Origin of the sequence: Corallococcus sp. AB049A (assembly GCF_003668885.1) — a bacterium.
Classification (GTDB): domain Bacteria; phylum Myxococcota; class Myxococcia; order Myxococcales; family Myxococcaceae; genus Corallococcus; species Corallococcus interemptor.
The window spans coordinates 1-18,170 of record NZ_RAWL01000157.1 but is presented as its reverse complement, the minus strand read 5'-3'; the positions used below and the strand labels follow the sequence as shown (position 1 = coordinate 18,170).

Genomic DNA, 18,170 nt, shown 5'->3' with positions numbered 1-18,170 from the left:
GGCCTGCGCAACCCGGTGGACCTGTCCGCGGACCACGTCACCGGCGACCGCAACCAGGCGGTGCTCACCGGCAACGTGGTGGTGAAGCACCAGACCATGGACATCCGCTGCGACAAGATGACCGGCTACTACAACGCCACCCGTCAGGTGACGCGCGTGGTGTGCGCCGGCAACGTGCGCGCGGTGGACGGCGACCGGCAGGCCCGGGGCGAGCGCGCCGACTACGACGTGCCCTCCGGCGTGCTGGTGGTGACGGGCTCCCCGGAGGCCCGCCAGGGCAACACCTACCTCACCGGCACCAAGGTGCGCCTCGTGCTGGGCAACGAGCGCCTGGAGGTGGAGAACGCCCGCATCCTCGTGGACTCCCCGTCCACCACCGCCGTCCCCGGCACCCGCAAGAAGGCGCCCGCGCCCAAGCCCCCGGGCACGGTGCCATGAGCGGCGCGAAGCTCTTCGCCGAAGGGCTCCAGAAGACCTTCCGGGGCCGCCAGGTGGTGCGCGGCGTGTCCTTCAACGTCGCCCCGGGTGAGGTCGTGGGCCTGCTGGGCCCCAACGGCGCCGGCAAGACGACCAGCTTCAACATGGTGGTGGGCCTGGTGACGCCGGACGCGGGCCGGGTGCGCGTGGGCGACGAGGACCTCACCCACCTGCCCATGCACCGCCGCGCCCGCCGGGGCGTGGGCTACCTGCCGCAGGAGGCCTCCGTCTTCCGCAAGCTCACGGTGCGCGAGAACTTCCTCGCCGTGCTGGAGCTCCAGAAGGGCCTCACCGCGCAGGACCGCAAGCAGCGCGCGGACACCCTCCTGGAGGAGTTCGGCCTCTCCCACGTCGCCGAGTCCTGGGGAGAAACGCTCTCCGGCGGCGAGCGGCGCCGGGCTGAAATCGCCCGCAGCCTCATCCCCGCCCCCCGCTTCATCCTCTTCGACGAGCCCTTCGCCGGCGTGGACCCCATCAACGTGGGCGACCTCCAGCGTCAGATCCACCTCCTGCGGGAGCGGGGCCTGGGCATCCTCATCACCGACCACAACGTCCAGGACACCCTGGGCATCTGCGACCGGGCCTACATCATCGCACAGGGTCAGATCCTCGAAGAGGGCACCCCCGCGCAGATCGCCGGTTCGGCCCGTGCGAGAGCCGTCTACCTGGGAGACCGGTTCCGTCTCCAGGCTCCGTGAAAACCCGCCCTCCCCGTATGTCTCCAGATGCTCCGGGTGAAGTTGGCCCCACTTTTGCGTCGACGTTTGAACATCAGCCAGGCGAGCGGGGGTTGCGGCAACCTGTCGGATTTCCTGCGGATTTTTAGACACTGCAAATCAGAAACCATGTGCTGGGGCACTGGACGTGGCCGGGGGTCCTTGTTAGGTTGGCACGGTCCTTGATTGGAACCTCCAATCAAGTGGCACGCAAGCCTTCCGGAGACGCCCCCACATGGCGATGGAACTCAAACAGAGCCTGAAGCTCGCCCAGCAGCTGGTGATGACGCCCCAGCTGCAGCAGGCCATCAAGCTCCTCCAGCTCTCTCGTATGGAGCTCCTGGACCAGGTCCGCGAGGAGATGGAGCAGAACCCGCTTCTGGAGCAGCCCGAGGAGGGCATGCCCGGCGAGGTGAGCGAGAAGGAGCCTGGCGAGGCCTCGCTCGAAGCGGACAACACGGAAGTCGCGCGCGACGTGGACCTGCCGTCGGCGACGCCTGAAACGGCCCAGGAGTTCAAGGCGGACGGCGAGGGCCCCCCGGAGATTGACTGGGAGTCCTACCTCAACAGCTACCAGTTCAACGAGCCCACCACCGCCTCCAACAAGGGCAACGTGGCCACGGACGACCTGCCGTCGTTCGAAGCCAACATGGTGAAGAAGGAGGACCTGGTCGACCACCTCCAGGAGCAGCTGGGCACGCTGCGGCTCAACGAGGCCGAGCGCCGCGTGGCGGTGCTCATCCTCGGGAACCTGGACGACGACGGCTACCTCAAGCTGCCGGAGATTGAAGGCGACCCGCTCATCCGCCTGTCCAACGAGGCGGACGTGCCCATGCACGTGGCCGAGCGCACCCTGCGCCGCATCCAGAACCTGGAGCCCCGGGGCTGCGGCGCGCGCGACCTGCAGGAGTGCCTGCTCATCCAGCTGCAGGCGATGAAGGACCCGAACGCGGCGCTCCTGGGCCTCATCATCAAGCGGCACATGAAATATCTGGAGTCCAAGAACCTGCCGGCCATCGCCAAGGACCTCAAGGTCACGTTGGATGAGGTGGTCGCGGCGGCGAAGCTGCTCCCGAAGCTGGACCCGCGGCCGGGCCGCAACTTCAGCGGGGATGACGCGCAGTACATCACCCCCGACGTCTTCGTCTACAAGCTGGGGGACGACGACTACACCGTGGTCCTCAACGACGACGGCCTGTCCAAGCTGCGCATCTCCGGCATGTACCGGAACGCGCTCAAGACGGGCGCGGTGAGCCCCGGGCAGACGAAGGAGTTCATCCAGGACAAGCTGCGCAGCGCGATGTGGCTCATCCGCTCCATCCACCAGCGGCAGCGGACCATCTACAAGGTCACCGAGAGCATCGTGAAGTTCCAGCGGGACTTCCTGGACAAGGGCATCGCGCACCTCAAGCCCCTCATCCTGCGCGACGTGGCGGAGGACATCGGCATGCACGAGTCCACCGTCAGCCGCGTCACCACCAGCAAGTACGTGCACACGCCGCAGGGCATCTTCGAGCTGAAGTACTTCTTCAACTCGTCCATCGCGCGCGTGTCCGGCGAGGACACGGCCAGCGAGGCCGTGAAGCACCACATCAAGCAGCTGGTGTCGCAGGAAGACCCGCGCAATCCGTACTCGGACCAGAAGATCGTGGAGCTGCTGCGCTCGCAGGGCACCGAGATTGCCCGCCGCACGGTGGCCAAGTACCGCGAGGTGCTGGGCATCCTCCCCAGCAGCAAGCGCAAGAAGTACTTCTAGCGCTGTTCCGGAATCACCGGCCCTGCACGCCAGGGCCGGTTTGGGGCATGAAGCGGGTCCATGGACCCCGTGCTCCCCCATGATGTCGGCGTTCCCCATCGCGACCCTGTTCCGCTCGTCGTCCCTCCCGCCACGCTGGAGGGACGCGCGGCGCGGCTGGTGCCGCTGAGCCTGGACCACGTGCCCGCGCTCACGGCGCTCTGCGAACCCGAAATCTTCACCCACTTCTCGCGCGTGCTGCGCACGCAAGACGACGTCGCGTCCTACGTGTCCGCCGGGCTGAAGGCGGCCGCGGCGGGCACCGAGCAGCCCTTCGCCATCATCGAACGGGCGAGCGGGGACGTGGTGGGCACCACGCGCTACCTGGACATCTCGCGCGAGTACCGGACGCTCGAGATCGGCTCCACGTGGCTGGGCCGCCGGGCGTGGCGCACGCGGGTGAACACGGAGTGCAAGTTCCTGCTCCTCACGCACGCCTTCGAGTCGCTGGGCGTGATGCGCGTGCAGCTCAAGACCGACCGGCGCAACGTGCGCTCGCGAGCGGCCATCGAGCGCCTGGGTGCTTCCTTCGAGGGCATCCTCCGCAACCACATGCTGGTGCGCGGCGGCGTGGTGCGCGACAGCGCGTACTACGCGTTCATCGACAGCGAGTGGCCGGGCGTGAAGGCGCGGCTCGAAGGACTGCTGGCGCGGGAGTGATAGGGTGCCGGCCGCCATGACCTTCCCCGTCCCGAGCCCGCGTCGAACCGTCTTCCGCCTCACCGCCCTGGGGGCGCTCGTGGCGCTCACCGGCTGTGGCGGCGGTGAGACGAAGGTGATGTCGCTGGCGGAGCTGTCGGACCGCTCGCTCACGTTCGCGCTGGCGGACGTGGACGACGCGGAGACGCCGGACGCGCAGGGCGCGCACCGCGTGACGGTCAGCTACTCGGTGGCGGCGGACGGGCCGTGCTCGCGCTTCGCGGCCGACGTCACGGCCACCCTCAACGGCCAGCCCATGACGCTGGTGCCGGGCGGCGCTTCGGACGTGGGCGGGCGCGCGGAGGCGTGCGAGAACAGCCGCGCCTTCTTCAACTTCGATCCGGCGGCCTGGGGCCGCGAGGCGGTGGAGGACGTCGTCGTGCAGCTGCAGGACGCCACCAGCACCGTGCGCCTGGTGGTGAAGAACGCCAAGGCCAAGCGCAAGTTCACGTTCCAGGGCGAGGGCACGCCGGACAAGCTGCGCGTGGGCCACTCCTACGACTTCCTCTGGGAGCCCTCCACGGAGGTGCCCGGCCCGGTGGAGGCGCTGCTCTTGCGCGAGGGAGGCCGCGCGCCCGGCGTGCTCGAAGTCACGCAGGACGGCAACCTGTCCACCGTCGCCATCCCCGCGGGCACCCCGCAGGCGAACCACACCCTGACGCTGGGCGCGGACCTCACGGCCACCGTGACCGAGTGCACGGGCGTGGCGTCGTGCTCGGGCGCCATCTTCCACTCGCAGGACTTCGTGCTCTCCGTGGTGCCCTGAGCCGGGCGGGCAGGCGGCCCGCGCGTGTTTGCCGCTGCGTGCCAGCGCCTCCACCGTGAGGGAACGCTTTTTCCTTCCCACGGAGTGACGCCATGGCCCGCAATCCCGATCCCCGCACCGCCGGCCCCAAGCCGCCCTTCCCGGAGCAGACGCAGTCCGCCCCCGGCCACGAGGGCGCCATGTCCCCGGAGCCCGACTACGGCGAGCAGTCGTACAAGGGCTTCGGCCGGCTGCAGGACCGCGTCGCGCTGGTGACGGGCGGCGACAGCGGCATTGGCCGCGCGGTGTGCCTGGCCTTCGCGCGCGAGGGCGCGGACGTGTCGTTCGCGTACCTCAACGAGGGGGACGACGCCAACCACACCCGCCGGGTGATTGAGGGCTCCGGGCGGCAGGCGCTGGCCCTGTCCGGAGACATGGCGCTGGAGGCCACCTGCAAGCGCATCGTCGAGGACACGGTGAAGAAGTTCGGCCGCATCGACGTGCTGGTGAACAACGCGGCCTTCCAGGGCAAGGCGGTGGAGAAGTTCGAGGAGCTGGACGCGGAGCGCGTGGAGCGCACCTTCCGGGTCAACATCCTCGCGATGTTCCACATGGTGAAGTACGCGCTGCCGCACATGAAGCCGGGCGCCACCATCATCAACACCGCGTCCATCCAGGCGTATCAGCCCTCGGCCGAAATCCTCGACTACGCCTCCACGAAGGGCGCCATCGTCGCCTTCACCAAGGGCCTGTCGCAGGAGCTCATCAGCCGGGGCATCCGCGTCAACGCCGTGGCGCCGGGCCCCGTGTGGACGCCGCTGATTCCGCAGTCCTTCGACGCGGAGAAGGTGAAGGAGTTCGGCAAGAGCTCGCCCACCGGAAGGCCCGCGCAGCCCGCGGAGCTGGCGCCCTCCTACGTGTTCCTCGCGTGTGACGAGTCGCGCTTCGTCAACGGGGACATCCTGGGCGTCACCGGAGGCATGTTGCTCGCCTGAGTTCCACGCACGGAGTGTGGGGGATTCCAGGCCAGAAAATGAGGCCCGGGCCGGAGTCCCCCCGCCGTGCCATGCAGCGGACACCAGACGTGTCCTATTGCGGTCGCTTTCGCGAACGCGAGCCGTGGACGGGAAGTTCCAACCTGGGGGGGCGGGTTGCTTTCGGCGTGGGCTCCGTTTCTGATCTGTGACGGAGCTTACCTCTCTCCATAGGAGGCAGCCACGCATGCAGCTCAACATCACCTTCCGTCAGTTCGGAGCGTCGGATTCCCTGAAGGAGTACGCCCGTGAAAAGGTCGAGCGGGTGAACCGACTGCTGGACCGGGCTGGTGAGGCCCACGTGGTGCTGTCGTTGGAGCGGCACCTGCATCACGCGGACATCACCATCCACTCCGGCGCCTGGATCCTCCGGGGGCGTGAGAAGAGCGATGACATGTACGCGTCCATCGACCTGGCGATGGACAAGATCGAACGCCAGCTGCGCCGCTACCGCGACAAGCTCAAGTCGCACCACGGCAAGGAGAAGGTCCACCACCGCCAGGACCTGGTGAAGGTCCGCCACGACGTCTTCGAGCTCCACGAGCCGGAGCAGGCCGCCGAGGCCTCCGCCCCCGCCGCCCAGGCCGCGCCCGCCGCCGCCCCGGCGCCGGTGGCCGAGTCGGGCGTCGCCCGCCTGGTGCGCACCACGCACCTGGCCATCCAGTCGCTGTCCGTGGATGACGCGGTGATGCAGATGAACTTGATGAACAACGACTTCTACGTGTTCCAGAACCAGCAGTCCCAGGCGCTGTCCATCGTCTACCGCCGCAAGGAGGGTGGGTTCGGCCTCATCGAACCCCACCTGCCCGACGCGCCGGTGGCCGCCACCGGCACCTGACCGCCGTTTGGTTGAACCCAGGGACCGGGTCCGGGGCCTTTCCAGGCCCGGGGCCCGGGGCCCGGGCTGACGCGCAGTGAGCGAAGCGCCTGCCACCGCCCAGGCGACCCTTGCGCGAATCCAGTGTGAGGAGTAATTGCCGGCCGAGGAATCATTGCCGGCCCGGAGCGCCAGTGCGGGAGCGCCATTGAGAATCGCCGATTTCCTCAGCCCCCAGGCGGTCGTCGCGGACATGCAGTCCCGGACCAAACCCGAGGTGCTGCGCGAGCTGAGTGCCACGCTGGCCCGGGCGCATCCGAATCTGCGCGAGGACCGGCTGGTGGCGGTGCTCCAGGAACGCGAGAAGCTGGGCAGCACGGGGATTGGCGAAGGCGTGGCCATCCCGCACGGCAAGCTGGCGGGCATGGACAGCCTCCAGGCGGCCTTCTGCGTGTCGCGCACGGGGGTGGACTTCGAATCCATCGACGGCAAGCCCACGCACCTGTTCTTCGCGCTGGTGGCGCCGGAGAACAGCGCCGGGGTGCACCTGAAGGCGCTGGCGCGCATCTCGCGGCTCTTCAAGAACCCGCGCTTCCGGGCGGCCATCCTGGAGGCGCCCTCGGCCGCGGACATCCACGCCCTCATCGTCCAGGAAGACGCGCGGCCCTGAGGGCCTGACAGGAGACGCCCCGCATGGACGTCGTCCTGCGTCCCATCAACGACCGCTTCTTCCATGAGCAGGTGCTGCCCTTCTTCGCGCACGCCATGGGGGATGCCTCCGGCGCGCTGGAGGCGCTCGCCAACCACCTGGGGGACGCGCAGGCGTTCACGCTCTGCCAGCGGCTGGCCTCGTCGGCGCTGCCGGGGGGCGTGGGGTCGGTGGACTCGGACGGGTGGATGGACCTGGTGGACCGGCTGGTGTTCCAGCCCTGGCGCGAGTCGCCCGGCGGCTGGGAGGTGGGCGGCGCCCCCGGCGGCTACGCGGACGAGTGGGACGAGGCGCTGAACCTGGCGCTGATGGTGGAGGACCCGTCCTATCCCTACTGGGACGCGAAGGCGGCGCGCGTGGTGCGGGACAACTTCCGCCGCCGTCCCCCGGGCGAGCAGGGCCTGGCGTCGCTCCTGGCCGGGCAGTGGGACCCCTTCCCGGAGTTCCCGCCGGACCGCGTCTTCGTGACGCAGGGCCGGGGCGAGTACGCGCCCCGGGAGCGGTTCGCCTTCGCGGACTGGGCCTGGCGGCCGGCGAAGACGGTGCTGCACTGGCAGGTGAACCTGCCGCGCAAGCTGGAGCGGCTCCTGACGCGTGAGCAGGAGCGCATGAAGCTGCCGGTGTTGCCGGAGCGCGACGAGGTGTTGGGCTACTGGACGGGGAAGCTGCCCCAGCCGCCGCCCCTGTCCGTGCTGTTCTCCGGCCTGGGCCCCAACGCCGCCACGTGGATCCGCGAGCTGGGCGCGCTCACGCTGCACCTGCGCACCGCCGCGCAGACGAAGCAGGGCCTGGCCGCGCTGGTGACGCGCGGGACCACCGTGCGGCTGTGAGCCGCGCGGGCCCTGCCGCAATGGCGCCCCGTCCCAATCCGTAGTGTCACGGGCACGCATGCCCGCCGTATGAGGCCCACCGAGGCCCCGGAGGAGTCCGCCCCATGTCCCCCTTCTCGCGATGCTTCTCCCGCGCGCTGCTGATCTCCACGGCCCTGCTGACGGGAGGCTGTGCCTCCTCGCGTGGCGCCGGGCAGCCCGCCTCCGCATCCGGCGTGGACGCGGCCTACCCGGTGGGTCTCTCTTCGCTGACGGTGGAGGACGCCGCGCGCCACCGCTCGTTGAAGACGGTGGTCTGGTATCCGGCGGCGCCCGGCACGCGGATGGAGACGCAGCCGGCTTCGCCCATCTTCGCGCCCTTCCTCGCGGCGAAGGACGCGCCGGTGTCGGACGCACGGGGGCGCTGGCCGGTGGTGCTGCTGTCGCACGGCAGCGGGGGCACGGCCATCAACATGTCCTGGCTGGGCGCGCACCTGGCGGCGCACGGCTTCCTCGTCGTGTCGGTGAACCACCCGGGCAACACCTACGGGGACGACAGCCCGGAGGGCTACGCGCGCGGCTATGAGCGGCCCCAGGACTTCACGGCCGTGCTGGACCACCTGCTGAAGGATGCGAAGTGGGGCCCGCGCATGGACCCGGAGCGCATCGGCGCGGCGGGGCACTCCATGGGCGGCTACACGGCGCTGGCGCTGGTGGGCGCGCGCATGAACCTGGCGTGGATCGCCGAAGGCTGCACCGCGCCGGAGACCCGCGACCACGTGGGGTGCGAGGGCCTGCGGGACGTGGACTACAGCCGCATCGACATGACGGTCGCGCGCGCGTCGTACCAGGACCCGCGCGTGAAGGCGGCCTTCGCGATGGCGCCGGGCATGGCGGGCTCCTACGAGCCCCGGGACCTGGCGGACATCCAGAAGCCCGTGGAGCTGGTGCTCGCGAAGGGCGACGAGCTGATGCCGCACGCGCTCATGGGCATGAAGCTGGCGGGGCAGCTGCCCGCGGCGAGGACGGTGGTGCTCGACGACGCCGGGCACTTCAGCTTCCTGCCCGAGTGCAAGCCGCTGGGCTTCGAGGTCGCGCCGCCGCTGTGCCGGGACGAAGTCCCTGGGACGCGCGCGGCCACGCATGCGCGCACGCAGGCGGAGGCGGTGGCGTTCTTCCGTCGCACGCTGGACGTCCAGTGAGCAGACGTCTGGGCTGAGGTAGACGGCGCGTTCTGGATTTACTTGGTTCGCTGTTCCCGGCCATGCTCGGGGGCCATGTTCCGCCCCTGTCCCATGCTCCTCGTCTCCGCCGTGCTGCTGGCGGGCGGCTGTTCCTCGTCGAAGAAGGCGGAGGCGCCGCGCACGGACCATGCGTCGCTCTATGGCGCGGACGCGGCCTGGGCGGTGGGCGTCACGCAGTCGCTGACGTACGAGGACCCGGTCCGCCGCCGCACGCTGAAGCCGCTGGTCTGGTACCCGGTGGCGCCCGGCACGCCGATGGACAACCGCGCGCCGTCGGACGTGTTCAAGCCGTTCTACGGAGCGAAGGACGCACCGCTGTCGGACGCACGGGAGCGCTGGCCGGTGGTGCTGCTGTCGCACGGCAGCGGGGGCTCGGTGATGGACCTGTCCTGGTTCGGTTCGAACCTGGCGGCGCACGGCTTCGTCGTGGTGGGGCTGAACCATCCGGGCAACACCTTCGGCGACACGAGCCCGGAGGGCTTCGCGCGCGCCTACGAGCGCCCGCAGGACTTCACGGTCGTCCTGGACCACCTGCTGAAGGACCCGAAGTGGGGCCCGCGAGTGGATCCGGAGCGCATCGGCGCGGCGGGACACTCGATGGGCGGCTACACGGCGTTGGCGCTGGTGGGGCTGAACCTGAACCTGGAGTGGATTGAGAAGCGCTGCAAGACGCCAGGAACCCGCGAGGAGATTGGCTGCGAGGGCCTGCGAGACGTGGACTACAGCCGCATCGACATGAAGCGCGCGCGAGCGTCGTACCTGGATCCGCGGGTGAAGGCCGCGTTCGCGATGGCGCCGGGCATGGCCGCTTCGTTCGAAGCGCGGGACACCGCCGACATCCAGAAGCCGGTGGCGCTGGTGCTCGCGAAGGGAGATGAGCTGATGCCGCACGAAGGGCACGGCATGCACCTGGCAGGACTGCTGCCGGCCGCGACGACCGTGGTGCTCGAAGACGCCGGCCACTTCACGTTCCTGCCCGAGTGCTACCCGAAGGGCTTCGACGTCATCGCGATGCTGTGCCGGGACCCGGTGGCGGGGACGCGTCCGGCTTCGCATGCGCGCACGAACGCGGAAGGCGTGGCGTTCTTCCGCCGCACGCTCGACGTGCGCTGAGGCCTCAGGCCGGAGCGGCGGCCTTCGGCGGGCTCTCCAGGAGGATGGTGACCGGCCCGTCGTTCACGAGCGCGACCTTCATGTCCGCGGCGAAGATGCCCGTGCCCACGGTGAGGCCTCGCTGGCGCAGTGCTTCGCAGGCTCGCTCGTAGAGGGCCTTGGCGGCGACGGGCTCCATCGCGTCGATGAAGCTGGGCCGGCGGCCCTTGCGCGCGTCGCCGTAGAGGGTGAACTGGCTCACGACGATGAGGTGCTTGGAGGTGTCCTCCAGCGACAGGTTCATCTTGCCGTCGGCGTCCTCGAAGATGCGCAGCGTGGCCAGCTTCTCCACCATCCACGTGAGGTCCGCGTCGGTGTCGCCCTTGCCCACGCCCAGCAGCACGAGCAGGCCCGGACCCATCTCGCTCACGCGCTTGCCGTCCACCGTCACCGACGCTTCCAGTACGCGCTGCACCACGGCCTTCATGTGTTCGTCACCTCCGCCCCTGCTTCCTGCCAGGGACGCCCGGGGCCTTCAAGTCACCGTCCCTCGTGGCGCGGATCCATCGCGTCACGCAGCGCATCGCCCAGCAGGTTGAAGCCCAGCACGGTGAGCGCCAGCGCGATGCCGGGAAACAGGGCCACGTGCGGTGCCACCAGCAGGTACTGCGTCCCCTGGTCCACCAGCGCGCCCCACGACGGTGTGCCCGGTGGGACGCCCAGCCCCAGGAAGCTCAGGGACGCCTCCGCGACGATGGCGCCCGGCAGCGCGAACGTCGCCTGCACGAGCAGCGGCCCCGCCGCGTTGGGCAACAGGTGCCGCACCAGGATGCGGCCCGGCCCGCTCCCCAGGGCCCGAGCCGCCTGCACATAGTCCCGTTCGCGCAGGGTCAGCACCTGTGCACGCGTCAGCCGCGCGTAGCCCGTCCACCCGGTGAACGACAGCGCGAACACCACGTTGGCGAGGCTGGGCCCCAGCACCGCCGTGATGAACAGCGCCAGCAGGATGCCGGGGAACGCGAGCAGCACGTCCACCAGCCGCATCAGCGCTTCGTCCACCAGCCCGCCCGCGTAGCCCGCGATGCCGCCCAGCGTGATGCCCACCGCGGCGGACAGCACCACGGCGAAGAAGGACACCTCCAGCGACACGCGAGCGCCGTAGAGCACGTGCGTCAGGACATCAATGCCGTTCTCCCCCGTGCCCAGCAGGTGGCCCGGCGTCGGAGGCGACAGCTCGCGCGTGAGGTCGATGGCGTCCGGCGCATGCGGACTGAGCCACGGCGCGAACAGCGCGGTGAACACCCAGACGCACGCCACGGCGAGCCCGAACCGGGCACCCCACGAGTTCAGCCGGAAGCGGTGGGCCGCGCTCATGAGCGCCTCCGCACGCGCGGGTCGACCCATGCATACGTAAGGTCGGTGAGCGTGTTGACCAGCACGTAGCAGAACGTGAAGAGGAGCACCGTGGCGCGCACGGTGTTGTAGTCGCGCCTCTCGATGGCGGTGAGCAGCAGCGTGCCCATGCCCGGCCACGCGAACACCTTCTCCGTCACGATGGCGCCACCCAGCAGCGCGCCGAACTCCAACCCCAGCACGGTCACCAGCGGCAGCAGCGCGTTGCGGAACGCGTGCTTCCACAGCACCACTTGAGGGGACAGGCCCTTGGCCCGAGCCACCGTGACGTAGTCCTCACGCAGCGCTTCCAGCATCGTCGCGCGAGTCATCCGGGCGAGGAACGCGGCCAGCGCCGTGCCCAGCGTGAACGCGGGCAGCACCAGATGCCGCCACGACTCCGCGCCCGACACGGGCAGCCAGTCCAGCTTCAGCGCGAACAGGATGATCAGCACCGGCCCCAGCCAGAAGCGGGGCAGGGCGACTCCCGCCACGGACACGCCCATCGCCGCCGCGTCCACGGGTGTCCCTCGCCGGGCCGCCGCCATCACGCCCAGGGGCAGCGCCAGCACCAGGGACACGGCCATGGCCGCCACCGTGAGCAGCAGCGTGTACGGCAGCGCCGCGCCCAGGGCCGGCAGCACCTTGCGCTGGAACGGAGGCAGCGACGTGCGCAGCTCCCCGGTGGCCAGGTCCCGAGCGAACGTCCAGAGCTGCGCGTACCACGGCAGGTCCAACCCCACGGCCTGCCGCAGCGCCGCGCGGTCCACCTGCGTCGCCTGTTCCCCCAGCATCACGTCCACCGGGTCGCCCGGCACGAGGTGCAGGAACAGCGACACCAGCAACAGCGCCCCCACCATCGCGATGACCGCGGACACGAGCCTCCGGGTCATGGCGTCACCTCCCGCGCCTTCGCCAGCGGCAGCAGCAGGCCGTGCGCGCTGGGCTCGAAGTCCGCGAGCCGCGAGGACACCACCGCGACGCTCGCCTCGTGCCACAGCGGGATGACGGGCATGTCCGCGTCCAGCTCCCGCTGCGCCTCCGCGTAGAGCGTCTTGCGCTCCTCCCGCGACGCCTGCGTCGCCGCGTCCAGCACCCGGTCCAGCTTCGGATCCTTCAAGGCGCCCCGGTTGAACCCGCCCCAGTGGTTCTCCGGCCCGGGGATGTTCGCGGAATGGAACGCGCCCCGCAGCAGGTCCGGCTCCATCACGGCGGCCCACTTCAACGTGAACAACTCGAAGCGGCCCCGCCGCACGTCCTCGAAGAACGTCCCGAACTCCAGCGCCCGCACCTCCACCGCGATGCCGCCCTTCGCCAGCTGCTCCTTGAGCACCAGCGCCACCGCGCGCCGGAAGCGGTCCGTGCTCGTCTTGAACGTGAAGGACAGGCGCGGCCGTCCCCCGGGCCCGTCCGGATCCGGATACCCCGCCGCGTCCAGCAGCCGGGCCGCCTCCTCCGGCGCATAGCCGCACCCCTGCGTCTCGGTGAAGGCCCAGTGCTCGCGAGGCAGCATGCTGGACGCGGGCTCCGCCAGGCCGTGCAGCTTGTGCTCCACCAGCGGGCGCACGTCGATGAGGTGACACAGCGCCTGCCGCACGCGCACGTCCGCGAGCGGCCCCTCGCGCAGGTTGAGCCCCAGGTACGTGAAGCCCGTGCCCGGCTTCGTCTCCACCCGCAGGTGCGACGCTTTTCGCAGCGCGGGCAGCACCGCCGGGGACACGCCGTTCACCACCAGGTCCGCCCGCCCCTTGAGCAGCTCCAGCACCCGCGTCGTCTCGTCCCGCACCACGCGGAACGTCAGCCGCGACAGGGCGGGCTTTCCCCCGTGCCAGCCCTCGAAGGGGACCAGCGTCAGGTGCTCCTCGTCCGGCCACGACTCGAACCGGAACGGGCCCGCGCCCACCGGGTGCCCGGCTTGCGCCTCGATGCCTCCGGGCCCCGCGCGCTCCGAGGGCAGGATGGCCGCGGACAGCTCCGCGAGCAGCGGCGCATAGGGCCGCTTCAGGTGGAAGCGCACCGTGCGGGCGTCCACCACCTCCACCCGCTCCAGCGGCTCGTACCGCTCGCGCTTGGGGCTGCCCAGCTTCGGGTCGCGCAGGGCGTCGAAGCTGGCCTTCACGTCTTCAGCCGTCAGGGCGCTGCCGTCGTGGAAGGTGAGCCCCGGGCGCAGGATGAACTCCACCACCGTGGCGGAGACGTCACGGAAGGACTCCGCCAGTTGGGGCACCGGCCGGCTCGCGTCATCGAAGGTGATGAGCCCCGGACTGACGAGCTGCGCCAGCCGCTGTCCATGGGCCGTGAGGGCGAAGCGGTCATCCAGGCTGTCCGGTGGGGCCTCCAACAACACCGTGACGCCCGCGGGCGGCGCCGCTTCCCGGCAGCCGGCGGCCAGCGCCAGCGCGAGGAGGAACACCCGGAGGGCGCGGGAGGGCAGGGGAGGCATGGCGTCTGTCACGAGGTGGATGTCAGGCGGCACGTCCATGCTGCGACAGCCTTCTTCCTGTTTCCAGGAAGCAGGCAGGCGGGCAGGGTAGCGGCGGCCGTGGATCCTCCCCCCACCCTTGCCGCCCCTTTCGTCCCTTCTTCATAATGGAACGCGACTTCCCCGGAGCGTGCGTGCAGGCTTTTCGAACCAGACCCTTCTGGGCAGCGACCGCCATTGCCTTGTGGCTTCCCTCCGCCACACTGGCAGCGTCGCCGTCCGCAGAAAAAAAGGCTGAGCGTGAAGCGCTGAAGAACGCGCTCGTGCAGGTCATGCAGCGCACCGCGCTCAAGAGCAGCCGCGTCGGCGTGCACATGCAGAGCCTGGACGACGGCACCATCGTGTTCAGCCACAACGCGGACGAACTGCTCAACCCCGCCTCCAACGTGAAGCTCATCACGTCCTCGGCGGCGCTCGTCGCCCTGGGGCCGGAGTACCGCTACGAGACGGAGTTCCTCGTCGAGCCGGAGATGCCGGCCGACGGCAAGGTCAAGACGCTCTACGTGCGCGGCAAGGGTGACCCCACCATCACCACCGAGCGCCTCTACGGCATGACCTCCGAGCTGCTCCACGCGGGCCTCAAGGAGGTGCAGGACATCGTCGTGGACGACTCCTGGTTCGACGCCGAGCGCACGCCGCCCGGTTACGACCAGGAGGACTCCGACCGCGCGTACATGGCGCCCACCGGCGCGGTGAGCCTCAACTGGAACGCGGTCGCCGTCTACGTGCGCTCCGCTCCCGGCGGCAAGGCCGTGGTCGACATGGAGCCCCCCAGCGACTACTTCGTCGTGGACAGCTCCGTCACCAGCGGCCCCGGCCGCGCGCGCCGCGTGTCCGTGAAGTCCGACGCGTCCGGTGACAAGCAGAAGATCGTCGTCAAGGGCCAGGTCCCCGACGAGCGCGGCGCCGTCAGCGTCTGGAAGAAGATCGACAACCCGCCCATGTACTTCGGCGGGTCGCTCAAGCAGTTGCTCACCTCGCGTGGCGTGAAGGTGAAGGGCAAGGTGAAGCTGGGCCTGACGCCGTCGCGCGCGAAGGTCGTGCACGTGTCCCAGTCCGACACGTTCGACATCGTCCTCAAGCGCCTCAACAAGCTGTCCAGCAACTTCGTCGCGGAGACGCTGCTCAAGACGATGGGCGCGGAGCTGCGCGGACAGCCGGGCTCGTTCACCAAGGGCATCGACGTGGTGGAGGAGTTCCTGGACCGCGACGTGGGCATCCCGCGCGGCACCTACGTGATGAAGAACGGCAGCGGTCTCAACGACGCCAACCGCTTCTCCACCGCGCAGGTGGACCGGCTCCTGCGCCACATGTACGAGCGCTTCCCGCTGGCCCCGGAGTACCTGTCCTCGCTGGGCATCGCCGGCAAGGACGGCACGCTCAAGTACCGCTTCGACGGCACGGACGCCGTGGGCCGGCTGCGCGCCAAGACGGGCACCCTGGAGGGCGTCTCCGCGCTCAGCGGCTACGTGCAGTCCGCGGGCGGAGAGAAGTTCTCCTTCTCCATCATGGTCAATGACTACGCGGGCCGCGCCGGTCCCGTCGTCGCGGGCATGGACGCGCTGGGCGCCGCCGTGGCCGCCACCGGCTCCACGCTGGGGCCGGGCACCGCGCTGGCCTCCCTCAATGAAGGCCAGAAGCCCCAGGGCGGACTGCCGGACATCGCCAACCGCGTGAAGACGTACCTGGAGCTGGGCAAGCAGCGCGACCAGCGCAACATCGGGTTCCTTCGCACCGCGTGGCGCAGCGAGCGCGACCCCGCCGTGCGCGCCGTGCTGGCGGAGAGCCTCTACCAGTCCAACCCGCACGACTACCTGGGCACCCGCACGCTGCTGGACAGCTACTCCGCCACGGACGAGGTCTACGGCCGCCTGCGCCAGGTGGCCCGCGCCCTGTCCGTGGGCGTGCCCGGCGTCAGCTCCATGGTGGAGCTCGCTTCCGGCGGCAACACGGAGGCCCTGGCCCGCGTGCTGGAGCTGTGCCGCGCGGCCGGCGTCGCCCAGGACCTCCAGGCCCAGGAGGAGCTGGTGGACGGCCTGGGTGAAGTGGCCCGCACCGCACCGGAGGAGCTGGTCACCACCCTGCGCACCGCCAGCCCCGCCGAGCGCGACGCGACCGTGACGCTCCTGGCCCAGGGCCTGGTGAAGACCGGGGACACCAACCACCCGTTCTGGAAGTCCCTGCGCAAGCTGGGCTCCGGCGGGACGGATCCGCAGCTCGTCGCCTTCGCCAAGGGCCTGGACTCCACGCTCACCACCAAGACGGCCGAGGCCCGCTCCTCCCAGCGCGCCCAGCCCGTCCAGGTGGTGGCGCCCGCGTCCGCCACGCCCAACGTCGTCCCTGCCTCCGGCATCCTCCGCCCGGGCGGGTAGGGCTCCTTCGCCGTGCCCTTGTCGCCCGGACGCGCGCCGTCCGGGCGGCCTGTCTCCTCCTCAAACCCAAGGCCCCGGAATCCCTGAGGCTTTCCGCCCGGAGAGCAGGCGGGCGTGCGTCCTGTCCGCCTCCGGCCGGTTTCTGGCCCGGGGAATGTCAGTGGTGGATGCTATGGGCTGAAGGACCTGTCGGGGCGTGTGGCCTCGCAGGGTGCACCTGACCCGTCGGTGGGTCAGGTATCGGGAGGAAACATGGCTGGAGGCGTGAACAAGGTCATTCTCATCGGCAACCTCGGGGCGGACCCCGAAGTGCGCTTCACCCCGGGCGGTCAGGCCGTGGCGAACTTCCGCATCGCGACGAGCGAGAGCTGGAACGACAAGAATGGCCAGAAGCAGGAGCGCACCGAGTGGCACCGCATCGTCGTCTGGGGAAAGCTCGCGGAGCTGTGCGGCGAGTACCTCAAGAAGGGACGGCAGTGCTTCGTCGAAGGCCGTCTGCAGACGCGCGAGTGGATGGATAAGGAGAACAAGAAGAACTACACCACCGAGGTCGTCGCCACCTCCGTCACCTTCCTCGGCGGCCGTGACGCCGGTGAGGGCTACAGCGGCGGCGCTGGCAATGGCGGCGGGCGCCGGCAGCAGCAGGGCAACGGCGGCGGCTACTCCCAGGGACGCGACGACTACGGTCAGCCGCCTCCCATGGGCATGGACGACGCTGGCGCCATGGGCGGCAACCACGGCGGCGCGGACGACGACATCCCGTTCTAACGCCCGGGGGCCTCTCCCCTGAAAAGCGAACCGGCCGCTCCTGGAAGTCAGGGGCGGCCGGTCGTGTTTTCGGAGGCCGGGGCTTCAAGGCCCCGGCGCTGCTTCAAGCCGCCTTCAGCCGACGTCCAGGCCCGCCGGGCCGTACGCCGCGCCCGCCGTGTAGAGGGCGTAGATGGCGCCCCAGGACATGGCCAGCAGGATGAGGAAGATGAGGATGGAGATGGGCTCGAAGCGGCGCATGGAGCGGTCGCTCGCGAGGATGCCCCAGCCCATGCCGAAGGTCTGCAGGCCGTTGGCCAGGTGGTACGCGGTGCCCAGCGTGCCCAGCAGGTAAACCATCAGCGTGGGGCCGTGGTAGTGCATCTCCCGCGCGATATCCATGAAGGGCTCCGCGTGACCCTCCACCAGGCGCGGGTGCAGGAACGCCAGCCAGATGTGGGCGCCCAGGAACGCGAGCACGCCCAGTCCCGCCACGCGCTGCACGATGTACTTGAGGTTGCCGTAGTTGTTGTAGGCGAGGTTGTTCGGCTTCATCGTGAAGATGCGCACCAGCCCCCACGCCGTGTGGATGAGGAGCGGCAGCATGACGATGATGAACGTGAACGCCTGGGCGAACGGGTTCGCGTACTCCGTCACCGACTTTTCCCAGGCCGTCGCGCCGTAGAAGGCGGACAGGTTGTCCCACAGATGGTTGATGACCCAGATGCTCAGGGGCACCACGGCGAGGAACGACCCCAGCCGCGACTTCAAGAGGGGATTCCGGTCGGTGAGGGCTTCAGCGGTGGCTTGGGTGCTCATCGGGTCTCCAGCGGGGCGCGCGGATGGGTGGGGTGAAGACCCCCGCGAGCCCAAGTCAGGGCCTGGGTGCTACGGCCAACGGGCGGTTTATAGCCGTTCCGTCACGCAGGCTGGATTTCTTCCGCATCCGGCGCCTCCGGCCGCGCCAGCCGGGGAACACCGACTCATAAGCCCTGGCGATGCCAGCCCCCCGCCCTGACTGCTGGCCGCCAGGCAGGCGC

The 18,170-nt window shown here is 70.0% G+C and carries 18 protein-coding genes; 13 read left to right on the top strand and 5 right to left on the bottom strand.

Annotation, left to right across the window (positions count from 1 at the left end):
- The 11 genes from D7X55_RS18300 to D7X55_RS18250 form a co-directional block, all read left to right on the top strand.
- On the top strand, positions 1–438 hold a 438-nt coding region (locus D7X55_RS18300; RefSeq protein WP_121723756.1), incomplete at its 5' end, for an LptA/OstA family protein.
- Positions 435–1,175, top strand: a complete 741-nt coding sequence (lptB, locus tag D7X55_RS18295) for an LPS export ABC transporter ATP-binding protein (protein ID WP_120548305.1) — start codon at positions 435–437, stop codon at positions 1,173–1,175. The genes D7X55_RS18300 and lptB, both read left to right, overlap by 4 nt.
- A gap of 253 nt (positions 1,176–1,428) precedes the next feature.
- Complete coding sequence (gene rpoN, locus D7X55_RS18290) at positions 1,429–2,949, top strand: RNA polymerase factor sigma-54 (protein ID WP_120548304.1); 1,521 nt, start codon at positions 1,429–1,431, stop codon at positions 2,947–2,949.
- Between the two features lie 60 nt (positions 2,950–3,009).
- On the top strand, positions 3,010–3,648 hold the full coding sequence (locus tag D7X55_RS18285) for a GNAT family N-acetyltransferase (protein ID WP_121723755.1): 639 nt from the start codon (positions 3,010–3,012) through the stop codon (positions 3,646–3,648).
- A gap of 16 nt (positions 3,649–3,664) precedes the next feature.
- Entirely contained in the window at positions 3,665–4,453 is a 789-nt protein-coding gene (locus D7X55_RS18280; RefSeq protein WP_121723754.1) for a hypothetical protein, read from the top strand.
- Between the two features lie 92 nt (positions 4,454–4,545).
- Positions 4,546–5,427 (top strand): SDR family oxidoreductase, encoded by an 882-nt coding sequence (locus tag D7X55_RS18275; protein WP_120548301.1) that lies wholly within the window; start codon positions 4,546–4,548, stop codon positions 5,425–5,427.
- 226 nt (positions 5,428–5,653) lie between these two features.
- Positions 5,654–6,304, top strand: a complete 651-nt coding sequence (hpf, locus tag D7X55_RS18270) for a ribosome hibernation-promoting factor, HPF/YfiA family (protein ID WP_121723753.1) — start codon at positions 5,654–5,656, stop codon at positions 6,302–6,304.
- Between the two features lie 187 nt (positions 6,305–6,491).
- A complete protein-coding gene (locus D7X55_RS18265) occupies positions 6,492–6,953 on the top strand; it encodes a PTS sugar transporter subunit IIA (RefSeq protein ID WP_120550750.1) in 462 nt (153 codons plus the stop codon).
- Positions 6,954–6,976: 23 nt separating this feature from the next.
- A complete protein-coding gene (locus D7X55_RS18260) occupies positions 6,977–7,822 on the top strand; it encodes a hypothetical protein (RefSeq protein WP_120550749.1) in 846 nt (281 codons plus the stop codon).
- A gap of 104 nt (positions 7,823–7,926) precedes the next feature.
- Positions 7,927–9,003 (top strand): alpha/beta fold hydrolase, encoded by a 1,077-nt coding sequence (locus D7X55_RS18255; protein WP_121723752.1) that lies wholly within the window; start codon positions 7,927–7,929, stop codon positions 9,001–9,003.
- Positions 9,004–9,078: 75 nt separating this feature from the next.
- Positions 9,079–10,158 (top strand): alpha/beta fold hydrolase, encoded by a 1,080-nt coding sequence (locus D7X55_RS18250; RefSeq protein WP_121723751.1) that lies wholly within the window; start codon positions 9,079–9,081, stop codon positions 10,156–10,158.
- A gap of 4 nt (positions 10,159–10,162) precedes the next feature.
- Here the strand turns inward: D7X55_RS18250 and dtd are convergent, their stop codons facing one another.
- The 4 genes from dtd to D7X55_RS18230 are packed head-to-tail and all read right to left on the bottom strand — an operon-like array spanning position 10,163 to position 14,011.
- A complete protein-coding gene (dtd, locus tag D7X55_RS18245; protein ID WP_120550746.1) occupies positions 10,163–10,624 on the bottom strand; it encodes a D-aminoacyl-tRNA deacylase in 462 nt (153 codons plus the stop codon).
- 53 nt (positions 10,625–10,677) lie between these two features.
- Positions 10,678–11,511: an ABC transporter permease gene (locus tag D7X55_RS18240; protein WP_121723750.1), complete on the bottom strand. Its 834-nt coding sequence runs from the start codon at positions 11,509–11,511 to the stop codon at positions 10,678–10,680.
- Positions 11,508–12,422, bottom strand: a complete 915-nt coding sequence (locus D7X55_RS18235) for an ABC transporter permease (protein ID WP_120550744.1) — start codon at positions 12,420–12,422, stop codon at positions 11,508–11,510. Before D7X55_RS18235 ends, D7X55_RS18240 begins: the two co-directional genes overlap by 4 nt.
- A complete protein-coding gene (locus D7X55_RS18230) occupies positions 12,419–14,011 on the bottom strand; it encodes an ABC transporter substrate-binding protein (RefSeq protein WP_121723749.1) in 1,593 nt (530 codons plus the stop codon). The genes D7X55_RS18235 and D7X55_RS18230 overlap by 4 nt, the downstream gene beginning before the upstream one ends.
- A 134-nt stretch (positions 14,012–14,145) precedes the next feature.
- On the opposite strand from D7X55_RS18230, the gene dacB reads away from it, so the two are divergent.
- Positions 14,146–16,383 (top strand): D-alanyl-D-alanine carboxypeptidase/D-alanyl-D-alanine-endopeptidase, encoded by a 2,238-nt coding sequence (dacB, locus tag D7X55_RS18225; RefSeq protein WP_407921772.1) that lies wholly within the window; start codon positions 14,146–14,148, stop codon positions 16,381–16,383.
- A 252-nt stretch (positions 16,384–16,635) separates the two neighbouring features.
- On the top strand, positions 16,636–17,151 hold the full coding sequence (locus tag D7X55_RS18220; RefSeq protein WP_121723748.1) for a single-stranded DNA-binding protein: 516 nt from the start codon (positions 16,636–16,638) through the stop codon (positions 17,149–17,151).
- A 114-nt stretch (positions 17,152–17,265) separates the two neighbouring features.
- Here D7X55_RS18220 and D7X55_RS18215 read toward each other — a convergent pair whose 3' ends face one another.
- Positions 17,266–17,949, bottom strand: coding sequence for a succinate dehydrogenase (locus D7X55_RS18215; protein WP_121723747.1), 684 nt, complete (start codon positions 17,947–17,949; stop codon positions 17,266–17,268).
- Positions 17,950–18,170 lie beyond the last annotated feature (221 nt).

Excerpts from the sequence above, each read along its gene's own strand:
- lptB (WP_120548305.1), top strand. The coding sequence starts at position 435 with ATGAGCGGCGCGAAGCTCTTCGCCGAAGGGCTCCAGAAGACCTTCCGG.
- rpoN (WP_120548304.1), top strand. The coding sequence starts at position 1,429 with ATGGCGATGGAACTCAAACAGAGCCTGAAGCTCGCCCAGCAGCTGGTG.
- D7X55_RS18285 (WP_121723755.1), top strand. The coding sequence starts at position 3,010 with ATGGACCCCGTGCTCCCCCATGATGTCGGCGTTCCCCATCGCGACCCT.
- D7X55_RS18280 (WP_121723754.1), top strand. The coding sequence starts at position 3,665 with ATGACCTTCCCCGTCCCGAGCCCGCGTCGAACCGTCTTCCGCCTCACC.
- D7X55_RS18275 (WP_120548301.1), top strand. The coding sequence starts at position 4,546 with ATGGCCCGCAATCCCGATCCCCGCACCGCCGGCCCCAAGCCGCCCTTC.
- hpf (WP_121723753.1), top strand. The coding sequence starts at position 5,654 with ATGCAGCTCAACATCACCTTCCGTCAGTTCGGAGCGTCGGATTCCCTG.
- D7X55_RS18260 (WP_120550749.1), top strand. The coding sequence starts at position 6,977 with ATGGACGTCGTCCTGCGTCCCATCAACGACCGCTTCTTCCATGAGCAG.
- D7X55_RS18255 (WP_121723752.1), top strand. The coding sequence starts at position 7,927 with ATGTCCCCCTTCTCGCGATGCTTCTCCCGCGCGCTGCTGATCTCCACG.
- D7X55_RS18250 (WP_121723751.1), top strand. The coding sequence starts at position 9,079 with ATGTTCCGCCCCTGTCCCATGCTCCTCGTCTCCGCCGTGCTGCTGGCG.
- dtd (WP_120550746.1), bottom strand. The coding sequence starts at position 10,624 with ATGAAGGCCGTGGTGCAGCGCGTACTGGAAGCGTCGGTGACGGTGGAC.
- D7X55_RS18240 (WP_121723750.1), bottom strand. The coding sequence starts at position 11,511 with ATGAGCGCGGCCCACCGCTTCCGGCTGAACTCGTGGGGTGCCCGGTTC.
- D7X55_RS18235 (WP_120550744.1), bottom strand. The coding sequence starts at position 12,422 with ATGACCCGGAGGCTCGTGTCCGCGGTCATCGCGATGGTGGGGGCGCTG.
- D7X55_RS18230 (WP_121723749.1), bottom strand. The coding sequence starts at position 14,011 with ATGGACGTGCCGCCTGACATCCACCTCGTGACAGACGCCATGCCTCCC.
- D7X55_RS18220 (WP_121723748.1), top strand. The coding sequence starts at position 16,636 with ATGGCTGGAGGCGTGAACAAGGTCATTCTCATCGGCAACCTCGGGGCG.
- D7X55_RS18215 (WP_121723747.1), bottom strand. The coding sequence starts at position 17,949 with ATGAGCACCCAAGCCACCGCTGAAGCCCTCACCGACCGGAATCCCCTC.